Origin of the sequence: Rhodococcus sp. Ni2, assembly GCF_021352185.1 — a bacterium.
GTDB lineage: Bacteria > Actinomycetota > Actinomycetes > Mycobacteriales > Mycobacteriaceae > Rhodococcus_F > Rhodococcus_F qingshengii.
Genome location: NZ_WOXZ01000001.1, coordinates 2,080,240 through 2,098,619 on the forward strand (window position 1 = coordinate 2,080,240; position 18,380 = coordinate 2,098,619).

Consider the following 18,380-nt stretch of genomic DNA (forward strand, 5'->3'; position numbering starts at 1 on the left):
GTCACCACTTTCCTGCCAGTACTGCGTTCTCACTGAGAGCATCCGTTGCCGCCGCGAAGCCGACCCGCGCCGTGAGCGCGGACACCAACTGCGAGCGGTACGCCGCCGTCCCGTGAATGTCTGCCTCGGTATCTATCTGCGCGCGGGCGCATTCCCCGAGGGTGCGCCACCGCGGGTCCCGCTGATCCGTCGCCGACGCCCCCGCCAGCACGTCCGTGTAGTCCACGACCTGCCCCAGCTCTCCGGCGGACACGTACGTCATGTGCGCTTCGGCCACCAGACCGTCGACCACGCGAATCCGGGCGACGACACCGACCAGTGCATAGTCACCGTGACGACGCGCGATCTCGTCGATGGCGGTTCCCACGCCGGGTTCGGCGGCGGGCACCGACACCGACACCGCGATCTCGTCTGATTCCAGGCTCGACTCGAGAGGGCCGGCGAAGAGATCCGTCGACGCGATCTCGCGGGTGCCACGCACCGACTGGACGGTCACGCTGCCCCCGAGCAGCGTCAGGACTGCCGGCATCTCCGCCGACGGATCGGCATGGACGATGGAGCCGACGCTCGTCCCGCGGTTACGGATCGTGGGGTGCGCTACCAACTGCAGAGCACGGTTCAGCAGAGGCTGGACTCGACGAGCACCTTCGTCGGCCGCCAGCACCGAGTGCGTGGCCAGGGCCTGGAACCGCACTCCTTCGTCTTCGGACGAGGTCACCGAAGCGAGGTTCGGGATCGATCCGATGTCGACGATGTGGGCGGGCGCGGCGAGGCGCATGGACAGCAGCGGCACAAGCGATTGCCCACCGGCGAGCACCTTCCCCTCGTGAGAGACCTCGGAGAGGATTCGGCACGCGTCCTCGACCGAGGACGGTCGGTGATAAGTCAGCGGCGACGGTTTCATTACTCAATCCTGCCTCTATGAGTCACTTCACGTTTTGTGCAGATGTGACAACGGTCACGGGTCATACCTGGCATACATTCAACTTGGCATCACGTGAGCTGCGCCACGGGCTCTTCGCGTTCGTCATCTGACGCATTCGCCCCCGGCGTTGCGCCCGGCCGCCTGCCGGACTTCGGCCTGTTCAGTTCAGGGTTCCAGGACCCTACGAGCCGGCAGAGGTGGTACATCACGATCAAGACGATGGTGCCGAGCGCGATACCTCCGAGCGAGAACGTGTCACTGAACTTCAGCGCCGTGTCGCCGATACCGATGATCAGACCGGCGGCAATCGGCATCAGATTCAGCGGGTTCCCGAAGTCGACGCCGTTCTCTTTCCAGATCTTGGCGCCGAGCAGACCGATCATGCCGAACAGAACCACAAGAATTCCGCCCAGGACGCCGCCGGGCGTCGCCGCCATGACTGCTCCGAACTTGGGCGAGAAGCCGAGCAGGATCGCGATGAAACCCGCAATCACGTACGCGGCGGTCGAGTACACCCGCGTGGCAGCCATGACACCGATGTTCTCGGCATGCGTCGTAGTGGGGGAGCCGCCTACTGCGCTGGCGATGGCGGTGGCAAAACCGTCACCGGCAATGGCGCGTCCGATGTACGGGTCGAGATCGTCGCCCGTGATTTCGGCGACCGCCTTGACGTGTCCGGCGTTTTCCGCGACCAGTGCGATGACACCGGGAAGCACCAGAACGATGAACGTGAGGCTGAACGAGGGAGCGTGGATACCGACGATCCCGTTGGCTTCGTCCGAGAACGGCGGCAACCCGAACCAGGACGCCGAGTGCACCGAATCCCAGTTGACACGAAAGTGCTCGGTGGGTGCGCCGCTACCACTGGCGGACGTGATCGGACCGGAGAGCCGGTCGAGGACCCACGAGAAGATGTAGCCGAAAACCAGCGCGACGAGAATGGCGATACGTCCCAGGAAGCCGCGTAGCGCAACGCTCATCACGATCAGTGCAACCATCACGATCAGTGCCACCCACTGATCCTGCGGCCAGTACAACCCCGCGACCACAGGCGCCAGGTTGAAGCCGATCAACATCACCACAGCGCCGGTGACCACCGGCGGTAGCGCTTTACTGATGACGCCACCGCCGAGAAAGTGGATGGCGATGCCGACGAATCCCAGAACCAACCCCGACACCAGAATCGCACCGGTCACTTCGGCCGTCGTTCCACCTTGGGCACGAATGGCGGCAACGCCACCGACAAAAGCTGCGGATGTTCCGAGGTAGCTGGGGACGTGCCCCTTGACCACCAGCAGGAAGAAGAGCGTACAAAAGCCTGACATCATCACGGCAAGTTGAGGATTGAGGCCCATGATGATCGGGAAGACGAACGTCGCGCCGAACATCGACACGACATGCTGGCCGCCCAACCCGATGGTTCTCGCCCAACTGAGTCGCTCGCCGGGAGCGACCACTTCACCGGCTCCGATGTTCTTTCCGTCTCCGTGCAACGTCCAGATCGGCATGACGAGACCTTTCGCAAAGGAGGAAGGTGTTCGAAATGCTTTGTGCCCCAGCTCACAAACACCGTGTCTGGAGTGAAACGCTAATGCAGGAACGAGATTTGGACGTGATGACAATCTGCCAGAACCCACTCACCGAGATTGGCAACAATGGTGGCAGATGATGCGGGCAGGGGTCATCGTCAGTGTTGGAGGCAGTTTCGACCGAAATGAGGACCACGCCACGAAGGGCCCAAACATTTTCTTCGGCTTAATGATTCCGTAACACGATGTCTGTCAACGGAAAACGACAGTCCTAGCCGAGGGCTGCGAGGATCCCTGCTGCCATCTCCGCGACCTGATCATCGGTCATGACAAACGTCGGCGAAATCTGCATCGCACCCTGACCCGCCGCGCGACCCGAAATACCATGCTCGCGAAGCGTCTTCACGAACGGCAACGCCTCCGCCGGATCAGCCAACTGCACCGCAGCAACCGCACCGAGCCCACTACGAACCTCCGCCACCCGCGGATGCTCCGCCAGCGGCTGCAGATGCGTATGCAACGACGCCTCCAAACGCTTCGACTCCGCGAGCAGATTCTCACGCTCGAGAATGTCGAGGTTCGCCATCGCCGCCGCAGCAGCACCGGCATGCCCGCCGTAGGTGTACCCATGACGCCACCACGAACCGGCATAGAACGGCTCCGCCACCCGCGGCGCGATGAACACCGCACCCATCGGAACGTAACCCGACGTCAAACCCTTTGCCGTGGTCATCATGTCAGGCTGCAAATCGAAACGAGTGGACGCGAACCACTCACCACCGATACGACCGAAACCGGTCACGACCTCGTCGACGACAAACAGAATGTCGTGCTCACGGCAGATGTCACGCACCTCGGCCAGATACCCCTCCGGCGGCAGATACACCCCACCCGCACCGATGATCGGCTCCGCGAAGAACGCAGCGATCTTGTTCGCACCGACCCGCTCGATCAACTCGAGCAGGCTCTTCGCATCATCCCAGCCGACCGTCGCCGCATCCGCCATCAGCTCGCCGTACCCCTCACGGTTCACCGGAATACCAGCGAGAGCCGTTCCCGCAACGTGCATTCCGTGATACGCCTTCTGGCGTCCGACGATGATCGCCTTCTCCGGCTGCCCCACCTCGTGCCAGTACCGGCGAGCCAGCTTCGCCGCAGTGTCCACCGAATCCGAACCACCCGAGGTGAAGAAGATCTTGCTCCCGGCAACCGGCGCGATGGCCGCCAGACGCTCGGCCAACACCTGCGTGGTCTCGGGAACAAAATCACCGAAATTCGAGAAATGAGCGATCTTCGACAACTGAGCCGCCACCGCATCCGCGATCTCCGTGCGCCCGTGCCCGACATTGGTGAACCACAGGCCCGCCGTCGCATCCAGATACCGAGTGCCCTCGCGGTCCCAGATGTACGCGCCCTCACCGCGAGAGACGACAAACGCGCCGTTCTTCTCCACAGCGCCCATGTCCGCGAACCCGTGCCACAATGCCGAAGCCATCGTCGTTCTCTCCCAACTGGATACGTTCGAAATAGATCGGTCAGTTCACGCGGAGTGCGGGCGGAAGAACCCGCTCGACCCACTGGGTTGCCTGCTCGAATGCGTAGGCGAGTTGGAGTACGTCCAAGTCGGCTCCGTGCCGACCGATGATCTGGATACCCATGGGAAGCGAACGATCGTCGAAGCCGACCGGCATCCCCGCAACCGGAACCCCGGCCATCGTCCAGGGAACAACCGTCTCCATCCACCGGTGATACGTGTCCATCGACCGCCCGTCGACGGTCTCGGGCCAGTGAGTGTTCTTGTCGAAAGGAAACACCTGAGCACTCGGCGCGAGAATGTAGTCGTAGGTTTCGAACATCTTGGTAATGGCCGACAGCCAGCCGTTGCGGGCCTCCGCGGCCTTGGTCACGTCGAGAGCCGACAGTGTGACCGCGTGCTCGAGTTCCCACAACAGTTCGGGCTTCATCAACTCGCGCAAGCTCGGATCGTTGTACTGATCGATCAAGCCGAGCTGTGCCCACCAACGCCACCGCAAGAACAGTTGCCAGATGTCCTCGGGTTTGAAGTCGGGAAGCGCCGCCTCGACGCGGCACCCCAACTGTTCGAAGACCTCGAACGAGGATTCGCACAACTCGAGAACTCCAGGTTCGGTTGCCAGGTAACCGTTCCAGTCACCGACCCATGCGATCCGAGAGCCCTTCAGATCACGTGCGAGGCTTTCGGTGAATACCGCGGGATCCTCACGAATCCCCAACGGTGCATAAGCATCCGGCCCCGCCATCGTGGAAAGCAGGTGAGCCACGTCGGTGACGGTTCGGCCCATCGGGCCCACAACGGCGCCCTGAGCGATGAATCCCGTCTCCGGTATCCGACCCCAGGATGGTCGAAACCCAACAACGTTGTTGAATGCCGACGGGTTTCGGAGCGAACCCATGTAATCGCTTCCATCAGCCACCGGCAACATGCGGAGCGCCAACGACGCTGCGGCGCCACCGCTGCTACCGCCGGCAGTGCGCGAATGGTCGTACGGCGACACCGTCGTACCCCACACCGGGTTGTACGTCTGGGATCCGAGCCCGAACTCCGGTGTGTTCGTCTTGCCGATCACAATGGCACCGGCAGACCTGATCCGCTTGACGAACAGTTCGTCATCTTCGGCGATTCGATCCGCGAACATCGGCGACCCGGACGTGAACGGCAGACCCTTGGCTGCCGAAAGATCCTTCACCGCATGCGGAAACCCGTGCATCCAACCGAGATACTGCCCACTCGCCAACTGCGAATCACGCTCGCGCGCCTCCGCCGTCAACGCTTCCCGATCCCGCAATGCGACGATCGCGTTCACCGCCGGGTTATGTAATTCGATCTGATCGAGGAAGCTGTCCATCACCTCGACACACGACACTTCACGCCTGCGTATCAGACCACTGAGCGTGACCGCATCGGCCATGACGAGTTCGCGATTCTCGGGCGCACCGGAAACGCTCTCGTCGACAGGGTCAGCAGCATGAACCATCGTGAATCCTTTCAAGCAGTGAAGTGGGGTACGCCGCGGCGGACTCGCCGACACCGGCAACTGATTCGAGGACGAATTGCCGGTGGCGGCGCGACTGTCGAGGTTTCCAGCGAGGTTCTTGCCTACTACTGACCGAGATCGACGATGGCAGCGACTGGGCCGCCGCCCTCGGGACCCTGGTGCGCTGCCGATACCGAGACGAACACTGCCGGATCGCCGGTGACAGCTGCCGTGACTCCGCCGACACACGACTTGATCTGGCGGTGCCAGTGCACGTCGGAGTCGTCGAGCATCGCATTACGACGGCCACGGACCGTTCCGTCCTGACTGGCCTCGCACTTCAAGAACACGTTGACGAGTTGACCGTCCAGGTCGCTCGAGTGCGGCCGCTCCGGAAGTTCGAGTCCGGCGTCACGGATCGCCGCCCAGATGCCGTCCTGGTCGAGCGGATCCTTCATCACGCTGTGGCCGATCCGGTAGCGTCCGCCGACGCCACGTGCGTTACCGACGACGACGATCTGCGCGCGGTCCAACTCGACGCCGGACGAGCAGGATGCGACAGAGGAGAAGAGTTCGCGGCTGTGCATGACATCCTCGTCGGTCGGCATGTCGATTTCGCCGAGCGCAACCGCGATCCCCAGAGCCGTTCCGCCGTTGGACAGGTCCATCGACTCATGAGTCTGTTCGGTCCACACAGTCTTGCCGCGGCTCTTGGCGTCACGGATGGTGTGAATTGTCAGCAACGGAGTCTTGGTCTGTACGTAGTGCACGTCGGCGGGATCGGTGATGCCGGCATTGGCCATCGCGTCTTTCACTGCCGCAGCAACTTTGGTGATCATGGCCGTACGGCCGATGTCCTCGGGCAGCAGTTGCTCACTCATGGCGACACCCACGGTCAGTCGCGGCTCGTCGGTCTTGGTGACCTTGTCTGCCGGCACGGTCGCGAAGATCGTCGCGTGCGGGCTGATCACGCCGTCCGTGCCGCCGGACCAGACGATCGGCACCTCCGCCACTTCTTCGGGGCTGCGATTACCCTTGGCGGAGAGAACCTCTCGGAACGCTCGGTCCGCGATGATGCGCGTGTAGTCGTTGACGCCGCCGTTACCCTCGGTTTTGCCGATGACTGCAATGACGCGGTCGGCCTCGAGGACACCGTCGTCGATCAGCTTGGCGAGCTCACTGGCGTCGGAGACGCTGTGTAGCGGAACCTTACGGACCTCGATTGCTTCGGGCATTGGCATCTCCTTGTATAGGGAATCGTGGAGGCAAAATTGGGCCTTGACAGCTCCGGGCGCCCAGTCCAGCCGAGCGGTTCGGAACTGCCGTGTCGACCACGCTATGACGACTCGAACCCATCGGCATCGTCAATACTTGCCCAAACGAAAACCGCGATTGGTTATTTCGACTCCGAATCACCGGTTGTGCGCCGCCCCATCGGTTCTCACTTACGATTCGACCATGGACACCACTGTTGTCGACCATCCGCTGGCGGCATCGCTGCTCACGACCATGCGCGACGCTCGCAGCGACAACGCAACGTTCCGGTCCGCCTTGCGCAGACTGACCCATATGTTGGTCTACGAGGCCATGCGCGGCGCAGAACTGGAACAGTTCGACATCGAGACGCCAGTTGCTCCGACGCTGGGGGTGCGGCTGGCGAATCCACCGCTCCTGGTCCCGGTCTTGCGAGCGGGCCTCGGCATGGTCGAACAGGCGAGTGCCCTCATTCCGCAGGCAGGCGTCGGTTTCGTGGGAATGGCACGAGACGAGAAGACACACCAGCCGGTTCCGTATCTCGAGTCCCTGCCAGCTGATCTGTCGAGCACCCCCGTCTACGTCCTCGATCCGATGTTGGCGACCGGTGGATCCATCGTCCGCACAATCGATCTGCTCATTGCACGCGGAGCCACCGATGTGACTGCAATATGTGTCGTCGTGGCTCCGGAGGGGATCGAAGCACTGAAGAACTCCGGACATCCGGTCCGGCTCCTCACAGCGAGCATCGACGACGGCCTGAACGAAAATGCTTTCCTGATACCTGGACTCGGAGACGCGGGCGATCGCCAATTCGGGCCGCGGTAGTTGGCAGACATACGGAGAACCGCTCATTTCGAGAGGCTATTTTCGTCAACTGTTGACAATGTTCGTCGCGTGATCGAGCGTAGTCTCGCGACATGGATAGATCTGCCAAATATTCGAGCGAAGAGCTTCAACATTTGCCAGAAGGTGGCGACTACAGACTCACAGTTCGGGATGTCCTCGAGCTGCCCAGTCTGCGTGGAGCCGAAGTCCTTGCCGGGCACGGGGGCTTACGCCACCTCGTTCAATCGGTGAACGTGATGGAAGTACCGGACATCCTCGCTTGGGTGAAGCCGAACGAGTTGTTGGTGACAACCGGGTTCCCGCTGCGCTACGGGCGAACCGGCGAGCTTCTCGACGACACAGATCTCAGTGACCTCGTCGACGGTCTTGCACGTCGAGGAGTCGCGGCACTTGCCGTGAAAACGGGCCGTTATCTCGACGAGCTGCCCGAGGCGATGCTGCACATGGCAGAGCAGCGAGGGCTTCCGCTGTTGGTTCTTCCCGTCACCGCGGGATTCGACGAGGTGATCTCGGAGGTCTTCACCAAGTTGGTGGCGAAGCAGTCCGCGGCACTCGACATTGCCGATCGACTTCACCGCTCGTTGACGTCGATCGTCTTGGAAGGTGGCGATCTACCTCAGATTGCCGCAGAATTCGCCGCGCTTTTCGACGTCAGCGTTCTCATCTGCTCGCCGGACGGAAGGGTATTGACCGAGGCCGGGGATTCAGCCGCGCTGAACGCGCTTCCGTTGTTCGAAAGCACCGGTCGGTTCCTGACCGAGCGGGTCGCCGTCGGTTTACAGAACGCGCCCAAGGGATTTCCCGGCCAGTTGGCGCTCACCCGAGTGGTGGCCGGCGGCACCGACCACGGCCGGATGGTGGCGTACGCCGGCACCCACGAACTCGGCGCAGTTGTCGTTCAAGCGCTGGAGCGAGCGGCCACCGTTGCCGCGCTGGCCGTCACCAAACAGCTGGCAGTTGCGGCAGTGGAATCCAAGTTCCGCGGCGACTTCCTCCGTGACGCACTGATAGGCGAAGCCGGCTCGCCTGCGGAAGTGAGCGCGCACTTCACCCAGTTGGGGTGGGATGTCACTCGTCCACTTGCCGTTGTGGTTGCAGAACTCGACGTCGATCACCCGGAATCCCAGCACGCGAATTCCACTCGCACGGACCAAGATCGACTCAGCGACGGCTGGCAACAAGTGGTACGAACACACGAGCGGACGGCGCCGTCCGTCGGGTTTCGACACGAGGTGGTCACGCTTTTCCCGACCAGCACCGACCGTGCGGTTCGGGACATCGAAGGGTTGGTGCGCAAGGTTGCCGGCGATCGCACCAGCGGCCGCCGATCCTTCAGCACGGGAGTGAGCCGGGTGATCTACTCCCTGGCCGATCTACCCGCGGCCTACGACCAAGCCTGTACAGCCGTGGTCGTCGGCCGACGTATCAACGGGCCGGGGCAGATCGCACACTTCGACGAACTCGGTGTACACCGACTCCTCTCGCTCCAGACGGACAAGAGCGAACTGCGTTCGTTCACCGATGACGTTCTGAAGTCCTTGTCGGAGGACAACGCCGAAGCCGCTGACCTGCGTCTGACACTCCAGACCCTGCTCGACTGCAATTGCAATGTCGCCGAGGCCTCCCGGGCGCTGCACATGCACTACAACACTTTGCGTTACAGAATCGGAAAGCTGGAGAGCGTCGTCGGATCGTTCACCGACGACCCCGTCCTTCGATTGAACGTCTCACTCGCCCTGCAGGTCATGAAGATGCACGAAATGTCATGACTTCGCACGATATGAGCTGACAGAACGTCCCGATAACGGTTCGATACAACCGCAATCGCGCCGCCCGGTGAGCGTTCGTCACTTCTTACCCACCACTGACACCCGTCGTCGGCAAGGTTACCCATGTGCCGTTCACCGGTGCCCGCTTACGGTTCGAAAGACGGGCCGCACATACCTCCTTCAGTGGCCCTGGCCGGTTTCTCGGTCCAGCGGACCGGAGTCGACCGAACTACGGAGGCCTCAACCACCAACTGGCTCAGCCAATTACACCAGAACACGGCGGTGCGACATGAACTCGACTTCGAAGCCTCACAACACAAGTGCTCGTAGTGGTCCGTTACACGACGTGATAGTCGTCGACCTCACGCGCGCACTCGCGGGTCCTCACGCGGCAATGATGCTCGGCGATCTGGGTGCCGACGTGATCAAGGTCGAATCACCTCACGGCGGCGACGACACCCGTGGGTGGGGGCCGCCTTTTGTGGAGCCCACGTTGGAACCACCGAACACACAACGGGAATCGACGTATTTTCTGTCCACGAACCGGAACAAGAAGTCGATCACGCTCGATCTGAAATCCGACAGTGGGCGAGCGACCCTCGAAGATCTCGTCTGCCGCGCCGATGTTCTCATGGAGAACTTTCGCACCGGAGTTCTCGATCGACTCGGATTCTCGACCGAGCGGCTGGCCGAACTCAATCCTCGACTGATCGTTCTGTCCATCAGCGGTTTCGGCCACGACGGCCCGGAAGGCGGTCGCGCCGGCTACGACCAGATCGCCCAGGGGGAAGCCGGACTCATGTCGCTGACCGGCTCGAGTCCGGACGACGTTCAACGAGTCGGAGTTCCGATCGCCGATCTTCTCGCCGGAATGTACGGGGCGTTCGGTGTCGTCGCGGCTTTGAAGGAACGCGAACAGACGGGGAAAGGCCGCGTTGTCCGAACGTCGCTCTTGGCCAGCGTGGTCGGTGTTCACGCGTTTCAAGGAACGAAGTGGACCGTCGCCGGTGAGGTAGGCACAGCGCAGGGCAACCACCATCCCTCCATCGCACCGTACGGGCTCTTTCGTACCGGCGATGGCGCAGTGCAGATCTCGGTCGGCAGCGAAAGCCTGTGGAGAAGATTCTGCGAAGGATTCGACCTCGACCCTGACGCCCCGGGTATGGCAACAAACGCCGAACGCGTCGAAAATCATTTCCAGGTCGTCGAATTGATCGAACGTACCTTCAAGCCGTACTCGCGTGACGAGCTTCTGACCGAACTCGACCGCATCGGAGTACCGGCAGGACGGGTTCGGACGATCTCCGAAGTGTACGAATGGGAGCAGACCCGATCACAGGGATTGCTCGTCGACGTCGACCACAGCACGCTCGGAAACATCACACTGCCCGGTCCACCGCTACGATTTTTCGATCCGGACGGAACCGAAGTGACGGAGACCCGCCACACTGCACCTCCGGTTCTCGGTGAAGACACTGACGAAATCATGTCATGGCTACAAGGATTCACCCGATGAACCGCCTGACGGCTCGCGACTTGCTCGACCTGGTGATCGATGCCGGCACCTGGGAGTCGTGGGATACCCCTCCGATTCCCGTCGCGACCGACTCCGATTACGCCGAAGCACTTCTGCGGGCCCAGGAGAAGACCGGACTCGACGAGTCCGTCCTGACCGGAAGCGCCTCCGTCCGAGGCCGCCGTGTGGCAATCATTGTCTGCGAGTTCGGTTTTCTCGGTGGTTCGATCGGCGTGGCGGCGGGAGAACGCCTCGTCGTCGCCATCCGTCGAGCCACCCAAGAGCAGCTGCCCCTTCTTGCGCTTCCCACGTCCGGGGGAACGCGTATGCAGGAGGGGACGACGGCGTTTTTGCAGATGGTCAAGATCACCGCGGCGCTCATCAAGCACAAAGAAGCGCACCTGCCCTACATCGTCTATCTCCGAAACCCCACCACCGGAGGCGTATTCGCGTCCTGGGGATCACTCGGTCACGTGACGATCGCGGAACCGGGGGCCCTCGTCGGATTCCTCGGCCCTCGAGTGTTCGAGGCCTTGTACAACTCACCTTTCCCCGCCGGTGTCCAGACAGCGGAGAACCTTCACGAGCACGGACTCATCGATGCAGTGAGGCCGCCAGACCAGCTCGCCGAAATCGTCGAACGCGCATTGCGCATCATCACCGGGGCGCATCGTGGGTACTTATTGCCCAGTGACCCGTGCTCGTACGATTGCCCACCCGATACGTCGGCGTGGGAATCCGTCGTCGCATCCCGGCGCGAAGACCGACCGGGGATACGGGAAGTGTTGCTCAATTCCGCCTCGGACATGCTCCCGCTCAACGGAACCGGCCAAGGCGAGAACGATCCCGGCATCATGCTCGCGCTCGTTCGCTTCGGCGACATGCCCTGCGTCCTTCTCGGACAGGACCGGCGCGGACAGACTGCTCACTCCCCACTCGGCCCCGGCGCTCTGCGGGAGGCTCGGCGAGGTATGCGGCTGGCCGCAGAACTCGACCTGCCGCTGGTGACGATCATCGACACAGCGGGCGCGGCACTGTCGAAGGAGGCCGAAGAAGGCGGACTGGCGGGCGAGATCGCTCGGTGCATAGCCGACATGATTTCACTCGAGGTCCCCACCATTTCCCTCCTGCTCGGGCAGGGCACGGGCGGCGGCGCCCTGGCACTGATTCCGGCCGATCGAGTGCTGGCGGCCCGCCACGGTTGGCTCTCGCCCTTACCTCCCGAAGGTGCGAGCGCGATCATGTTCCACGACGTCACGCACGCGCCGGACATGGCAGCCAGTCAAGGGATCAGGTCCTTCGATCTGCTCGCGGGCGGCATCGTCGATCGGGTCATCCCCGAATTTCCCGATGCCGCGGACGAATCCGCCGCCTTCTGCACTCGAGTCGGAACGGTACTGCACTACGAGCTGAGCGTGCTCAGTGCTACCGATGCGACTGAACGGCTCAACACCCGCACCGAACGCATCGACCGTATCGGCCTGGTCGAAGCCAGTACCTCCGTCTGATCGATCAGTACCCAGAACACCGGAAAGGCCGGACATCCTCCGCGGAGGATGTCCGGCCTTCGTCGATCGAGCACACTCAGCCAAGCGTCACGTGAGTTGCTTGGCGGGTTCCTCCCGCTCGCCGCCGGGAGTCTTCGAATCCGGCTTGTTCGGTTCCGGATTCTTCGCATTCAGTTCCGGGTTCTTCGAACCGATGAACTGGCACAGGTGGTACATCCCGATCACGACGATGGTGCCGAGCGCGATGCCGCTGAGCGAGAACGTGTCACTGAACTTCAGGGCCGTGTCGCCGATACCGATGATCAGACCGGCCGCGATCGGCATCAGGTTGAGCGGATTGCCGAAGTCGACGCCGTTCTCCTTCCAGATCTTGGCGCCGAGAAGGCCGATCATGCCGTAGAGCACCACGGTGATTCCGCCGAGAACACCGCCGGGCGTCGCCGAGATGACGGCACCGAACTTGGGGGAGAAGCCGAGCATCATGGCGACGATGCCGGCAACCGCGTAGGCGGCGGTGGAGTACACACGGGTCGCTGCCATGACACCGATGTTCTCGGCGTACGTCGTGGTGGGCGAACCGCCGACGCTGCTGGCGATAGCGGTGGCGAAACCGTCACCGGCGAGCGCACGTCCCATGTACGGGTCGAGGTCGTCCCCGGTCATCTCGGCCACGGCCTTGACGTGGCCCGCGTTCTCCGCGATCAACGCGATGACACCCGGAAGGACCAGGATGATGAACGTGAGGCTGAACGACGGAGCGTGGATGCCGACGATTCCGTTGGCCTCGTCCGAGAACGGCGGAAGCCCGAACCACGACGCCGACTGCACCGAATCCCAGTTGACGCGGAAGTGCTCGGTGATCTGACCGGTGCCTGCGTCGTAGGAGGTGATCGTCCCCGAGACCCGGTCGAGGATCCAGGAGAGGACGTAGCCGAAGATCAGCGCCAGGAAGATGGCGATGCGCGCCATGAAGCCGCGTAGCGCGATACTCATGACGATCAGGGCCACCATGACGATCAGAGCCACCCACTGGTCCTGTGGCCAGTAGAGCCCCGCGACGACGGGTGCCAGGTTGAATCCGATCAGCATCACCACTGCGCCGGTCACCACCGGGGGAAGAACCTTGAATACGACCCGGCCACCGAGGAAGTGGATCGCGATACCGATGGCCGCCAGGACCAGTCCGGACACCAGGATCGCGCCGGTCACCTCTGCGGATGTTCCGCCCTGGGCACGAATGGCGGCGATACCACCGACAAAGGCCGCCGACGTACCGAGGTAGCTGGGGATGCGTCCCTTGACCACCAGCAGGAAGAAGAGCGTACAGAAACCCGACATCATCACGGCAAGTTGAGGATTGAGCCCCATGATGATCGGGAAGACGAACGTCGCGCCGAACATCGACACCACGTGCTGGCTGCCCAGCCCGATGGTTCTTCCCCAGCTGAGCCGCTCGCCGGGAGCGACCACTTCACCCGGTTTGATGTTCTTTCCATCTCCGTGCAACGTCCAAATCGGCATGATGGGACCTTTCGTGCAGAGGAAGGTGTCCGAACGCTGAGTGTGCTCCAGCTCACAAAACACCGTGACTGGAGTGAAACGCTATTACAGCGCAGGGGTATCGACGTGATGACAATCTGCCAGAACCCACGGACTCGGATTGGCAATATTAGTGATTGATGCCGCGCATCGCGGTTATCTTCAGTGCTAGAGACAGATCCAGCCGTAGCTCGGGTTGCGCCGTGAAGGGTCCCAGCATTTTCTCCAGCTTAACGACCCTGTAACGCAGTGTGTTGTAATGGAAGTGGAGCTTGCGCGCTGTCTCGGCGATGTTGATGTTGGTCGCGAGCAAGACTTCCAATGTCTTGCGCATGTCCTGCGCTTCGGCAGTTTCCTCCGTCAGTTCCCGCAGTGTCTCCCGCGCGAACGTCTCCAGCTCGTTTTCGTCCTCGACCAGACTGAGCAGTCTGTACACGCCCAGATCGTCGAACTGAGTCACCGTCCACGGACCGGAGATCCGTCGCCCGACGGTCAGTGCGGTGCGCGCCTGACTGTAGAGCGCCGGAACGGCGTCGATCGCCGCTGTCGGCCGGGACACCCCGACACTGAACGGCCTTCTCCCGCCGCCACCTTCACCGCGAACGACCGTGACGAGGTCCCGCACCAATGCCATCGTGTCGGTGCCGACGCCCATCACGATCACCGTCTCGCCCGTCAGCGCGGTCACCGCCGCACCGGGATCGCGGTGGGCGATCGCCCCGGAGAACGCCATCGCCTGGCGATCGACAACAGGCAGCCGAGCGGGCGCCGCAGAGGCCGGTTCGTCGATCGGGTCAGGCTCGATCGAGACGATCACCAGCGGGCGGTCGAAGTCCCAACCGAATGTCTTGGCATGGGAGACAACGTGATCGTGGTCCCCGGCCCGACCGAGGAGCAGGTCGTGAACGAAGTTGGCGCGATGGCGTTCCTCCACCGACGCCACGGCTTGTTCGCGGGTGATGACCAACGCACACACCGACGCGGCCCGCTCGACCAGGTACTGGTCGTAACTCGTCATCACGCGCTCACCGGTGAACAACGCGAGACGCCCGTGGTCGATGTGATTGGCGGAAATCGCGGACACCGCGATGAATTGACCGTCGAACTCGTGCAGACCCAATCCGCCCTCGACGGTGTCGGTCCGCAGACGACCGGTGGAATCGACGGCGGGACAGGCAGACAGATGCTTGCGCTCCGCGGCGTCCCCGGCGCGGCAGATCTCGCGTCCGTCCGAGGTGGTGATCAGGGCAGCGCCCTTCATCTCCCGAGCGATGACTTCGGTCAATTGCGGGAGGCCGCCGCCGCCCATCACGACGTCGACCAGCAGCCGTCGCAAGCGCTCGGCCCCGAACATGGCGTCGATCTGGGCCGACTCCGTCTGCTCACGGTCTCTCGCCGCAGGGTGATCACACGCACCGTGAAAAACCAGGAGCGGGAAGCCGGCGCTTTCGGCCGCGTCGACCAGCTCCGGCGCGAGAGTGTCCCCGTCTGCGCCGAATTGGACGGCAAGTGCCGCAACACCTCGCGTCGACAACCGTCCGACAAATGCTTTGAAGGTTTCGGTGACCCTGGCGAGGGTTTCCGGCGTGGTGATCAGCAACTGTCCGTGCCGCAGCCACGGTCCGATGTCCGGAACCGCCATGAATCCCACCCGGGCTACCGTCGGGTCTTCGCAGCCGCCGGCGACCTTTCGAACACCAGGAAGGAGCTGGGTTCGAAGAAGTTCGGAGAGAACAGCATTCACCTCGGATGCCGGTACGGCCGGGTTTGCCACTTGGCAGGCACCTCGATTTCATTCGGATCACGGAAGATGGTTCACGAAAGAAACGATCCTATCCCCACCGAACACAAGATGTCCGAATTCAGCGCAGTCGACTCAGGCCGTTCGATGCAGGGCGGTCGGATTCTCCTGAGGTGGCGGGTGGATCGGCCCCTGCAGATCCCGCAGTTCCAAACCGGAGGCATTGCGCAGGGTCTTGGTCATCTCGGCGAGGATCGACACTGCAGTCTCCTCCGGTGTCCTCGCGCCGAGATCCAACCCGATCGGTGAGTGCAGACGCCCCAACTCGGCGTCGGTGACGCCTCGCTCCTTCAACAGCGCCACCCGACGCTCATGCGTCGCACGACTTCCCATCGCGCCGACGTACGCAGCCGGCGAACGCAGCGCGATCTCGAGCAGGGGGATGTCGAACTTCTCGTCGTGCGTGAGCACGGCCAGGACGGTTTTGTTGTCGATCGGTGCGGTTTCGAGGAACTTGTGTGGCCACATGACGACCAGATCGTGGGCGTCGGGGAAGCGCGCCCGTGTCGCGAAGACCGGCCGTGCGTCCACGACGGTCACGCGATAACCCGCAAAGGCGCCCAACGTACACATCGAGGCCGCGAAGTCGATGGCCCCGAACACGTACATCCGCGGTAGTGGCGCGAAGATCTCGACCAGCAGGTCGTGCTGCGAATCGATGAGAGTTCCCCCCGGCGCGACAAAAGCGACGGACTCACCGGTGTCCATCGTGCGCAGCAGGATGGACACCTCGTCCTCCGTGGCATCCAGATCCCCGCTGCGTCGGCCATGCTCGACGACGAGGTGCCGTGCCGGTGCTCCCGGACGCACTTCGGTGACCACGACGACGGGCGTATCGGCCTCGATCCGTTCACAAACCTGACCGAACTCGACGAAATCGGCTCCGACGGCCTGGACGAACACTTCGATGGTTCCGCCGCAGGTCAGCCCTACTCCGATGGCGTCGTCGTCGGAGACGCTGAAGACCTCGACGCGACTGGTGCCGTCGGCGAGAACCTCCTGGGCGATCTCGTACAGTGCACTCTCGATACACCCGCCCGAGACGCTGCCGACCACCTCGCCGGAGCGTGAGACGGCCATCGAAGCACCGGGCATGCGCGGTGAGGATCGCCAGGTACGGACAACCGTCGCCAGTGCAAAATCCTCGCCGCGGGCGTGCCACTGCGCCAGCTGAGTGGAAATGTCGCGCATCGCCTCGCCTCCCGCTTGCATCGCCGTCCGTAGAGAGTTCACGGTATCGGCCCACCGCAATCCTGCCTGTCACACAATGCGCCTAAATCCGGGCCCTGCAGTTGTGCAATGTCGCCGTCGCATCACCTTGCGCTCTCGACCAGTGTTGTCACCGAGCCCAGCCGAAAGCAGGCCTGACCTTCATTCTTCCCCTCTCCGACGATCACTGCAGCGGCAATTCACGCAGATGGTGCGACGGATCGAGTGGGCGACGTTGCACACCACAGAACCGAGGTTTCTCCCATGGACCAATTGCTCAGCGGTATCAAAGTTCTCGACCTCACCCGCGCTCTCGCGGGGCCTCTGTGCACGTCGCTGCTCTCGGACTTCGGCGCCGACGTGGTCAAGGTCGAAACCCGTGGCTCCGGCGACAGTTCGCGTCAGTGGCCGCCGTTCGACGGCGATCGAAGCCTCTACTTCGCTTCCGTGAACCGCGGCAAACGGTCGATCGCCATCGACATGCGCAGTGACCGCGGGCGGAAACTGCTTCGCAGCCTGGCCCTCGACGCAGATGTGCTGGTCGAGAACTTCCGTCCGGGAGTACTGGCCGACATGGGGCTCGATCCCGACTCGCTCGAGCAGGAGAATCCAGGGCTCGTCGTGATGAGCATCAGTGGTTTCGGCCCGGTGGGCCCGGACCAGTTCGCGCCCGGACTCGATCAGGTGGCCCAGGGCATGTCCGGGCTGATGTCGGTCACCGGTGCCGGGGAACAGACCCCGATGCGGGTCGGTATCCCCATCATCGACACGGTCTCGGGCATCTACGCGGCACTGGGAATCACGGCGGCACTGGCTTCGCGCGGACGCGACGGTCGTGGGCACCGCGTGCAGACCTCGTTGCTGGAATCCGCGATCTCGATCATGACCTTCCAGGCGCAGGACTACCTGAGCACCGGGCGGGTTTCGACGCCGAACGGCAATACGCACCCGACGATCACGCCGTACGGCGCTTTCGACACTGCCGACTTCCCGATCAACATTGCCACCGGCTCGGACAAGCACTGGATCGCACTGTGCTCGGTACTCGGTGACCCCGAGCTCGCCTTCCGTACCGAATATGCCACGGGTAAAGAACGTTTGGCGCACCGAGACCAACTGACCAAAGAACTCGAGGACCTACTGACCACGAAGGGCGCGGCGCAATGGATCTCCGAGATCCGCGGTGCCGGAATCCCCTGCGGCCCGATCCATTCGATCGATCAGGTGTTCTCCGACCCGCAGGTCGAGGCATTGCAGATGGTCGAGCAGACCCAGAGCGCCGACGGAACGTCGATTCCCGTTGTCCGCGGACCGTTCTGGGTGGACGGCAAGACCCTTCCCGTCAGGAATGCGCCACCCATGACTCTCGGCGGTGACGCCGACGACGTACTCACCGACTTCGGCCTGCGCCCGGAGGAGATCGAGGATCTTCGCGCAAATTCGGTGATCTGACCGCAGCCTAGTAAC

At 62.8% G+C, this 18,380-nt stretch carries 13 protein-coding genes; 5 read left to right on the forward strand and 8 right to left on the reverse strand.

Going from position 1 to position 18,380, the window contains the following annotated elements:
* Position 1 precedes the first annotated feature (1 nt).
* From GN300_RS10235 to GN300_RS10255, 5 genes are all read right to left on the reverse strand, one after another.
* Complete coding sequence (locus GN300_RS10235) at positions 2-904, reverse strand: xanthine dehydrogenase family protein subunit M (protein WP_042448023.1); 903 nt, start codon at positions 902-904, stop codon at positions 2-4.
* Positions 905-993: 89 nt separating this feature from the next.
* Positions 994-2,433 (reverse strand): uracil-xanthine permease family protein, encoded by a 1,440-nt coding sequence (locus tag GN300_RS10240; protein ID WP_003945984.1) that lies wholly within the window; start codon positions 2,431-2,433, stop codon positions 994-996.
* Positions 2,434-2,725: 292 nt separating this feature from the next.
* Entirely contained in the window at positions 2,726-3,949 is a 1,224-nt protein-coding gene (locus GN300_RS10245) for an aspartate aminotransferase family protein (RefSeq protein WP_063315392.1), read from the reverse strand.
* Between the two features lie 40 nt (positions 3,950-3,989).
* Positions 3,990-5,468 carry an amidase gene (locus GN300_RS10250; RefSeq protein WP_063315391.1) on the reverse strand — a complete coding sequence of 493 codons (1,479 nt, stop codon included), beginning with the start codon at positions 5,466-5,468 and terminating at the stop codon, positions 3,990-3,992.
* 125 nt (positions 5,469-5,593) lie between these two features.
* Complete coding sequence (locus tag GN300_RS10255; protein WP_007735206.1) at positions 5,594-6,703, reverse strand: ring-opening amidohydrolase; 1,110 nt, start codon at positions 6,701-6,703, stop codon at positions 5,594-5,596.
* Between the two features lie 223 nt (positions 6,704-6,926).
* Between GN300_RS10255 and upp the strand changes: the two genes are divergently transcribed.
* The 4 genes from upp (at position 6,927) to GN300_RS10275 (ending at position 12,364) form a co-directional block, all read left to right on the forward strand.
* Complete coding sequence (gene upp, locus GN300_RS10260; protein WP_007735207.1) at positions 6,927-7,550, forward strand: uracil phosphoribosyltransferase; 624 nt, start codon at positions 6,927-6,929, stop codon at positions 7,548-7,550.
* A 92-nt stretch (positions 7,551-7,642) separates the two neighbouring features.
* Positions 7,643-9,340: a PucR family transcriptional regulator gene (locus GN300_RS10265; RefSeq protein WP_063315390.1), complete on the forward strand. Its 1,698-nt coding sequence runs from the start codon at positions 7,643-7,645 to the stop codon at positions 9,338-9,340.
* 289 nt (positions 9,341-9,629) lie between these two features.
* Positions 9,630-10,856, forward strand: coding sequence for a CaiB/BaiF CoA-transferase family protein (locus tag GN300_RS10270; protein ID WP_007735210.1), 1,227 nt, complete (start codon positions 9,630-9,632; stop codon positions 10,854-10,856).
* Positions 10,853-12,364: a carboxyl transferase domain-containing protein gene (locus tag GN300_RS10275; protein WP_063315389.1), complete on the forward strand. Its 1,512-nt coding sequence runs from the start codon at positions 10,853-10,855 to the stop codon at positions 12,362-12,364. The genes GN300_RS10270 and GN300_RS10275 overlap by 4 nt, the downstream gene beginning before the upstream one ends.
* 87 nt (positions 12,365-12,451) lie before the next feature.
* Here GN300_RS10275 and GN300_RS10280 read toward each other — a convergent pair whose 3' ends face one another.
* The 3 genes from GN300_RS10280 to GN300_RS10290 form a co-directional block, all read right to left on the reverse strand.
* A complete protein-coding gene (locus GN300_RS10280) occupies positions 12,452-13,885 on the reverse strand; it encodes a uracil-xanthine permease family protein (protein ID WP_042450598.1) in 1,434 nt (477 codons plus the stop codon).
* Positions 13,886-14,033: 148 nt separating this feature from the next.
* Complete coding sequence (locus tag GN300_RS10285) at positions 14,034-15,677, reverse strand: PucR family transcriptional regulator (RefSeq protein WP_007735212.1); 1,644 nt, start codon at positions 15,675-15,677, stop codon at positions 14,034-14,036.
* A 102-nt stretch (positions 15,678-15,779) separates the two neighbouring features.
* Positions 15,780-16,895, reverse strand: coding sequence for an XdhC family protein (locus tag GN300_RS10290; protein ID WP_063315983.1), 1,116 nt, complete (start codon positions 16,893-16,895; stop codon positions 15,780-15,782).
* Positions 16,896-17,177: 282 nt separating this feature from the next.
* Here GN300_RS10290 and GN300_RS10295 point away from each other — a divergent pair, with 282 nt between their 5' ends.
* A complete protein-coding gene (locus GN300_RS10295) occupies positions 17,178-18,365 on the forward strand; it encodes a CaiB/BaiF CoA-transferase family protein (RefSeq protein WP_003946016.1) in 1,188 nt (395 codons plus the stop codon).
* Positions 18,366-18,380: the final 15 nt, after the last annotated feature.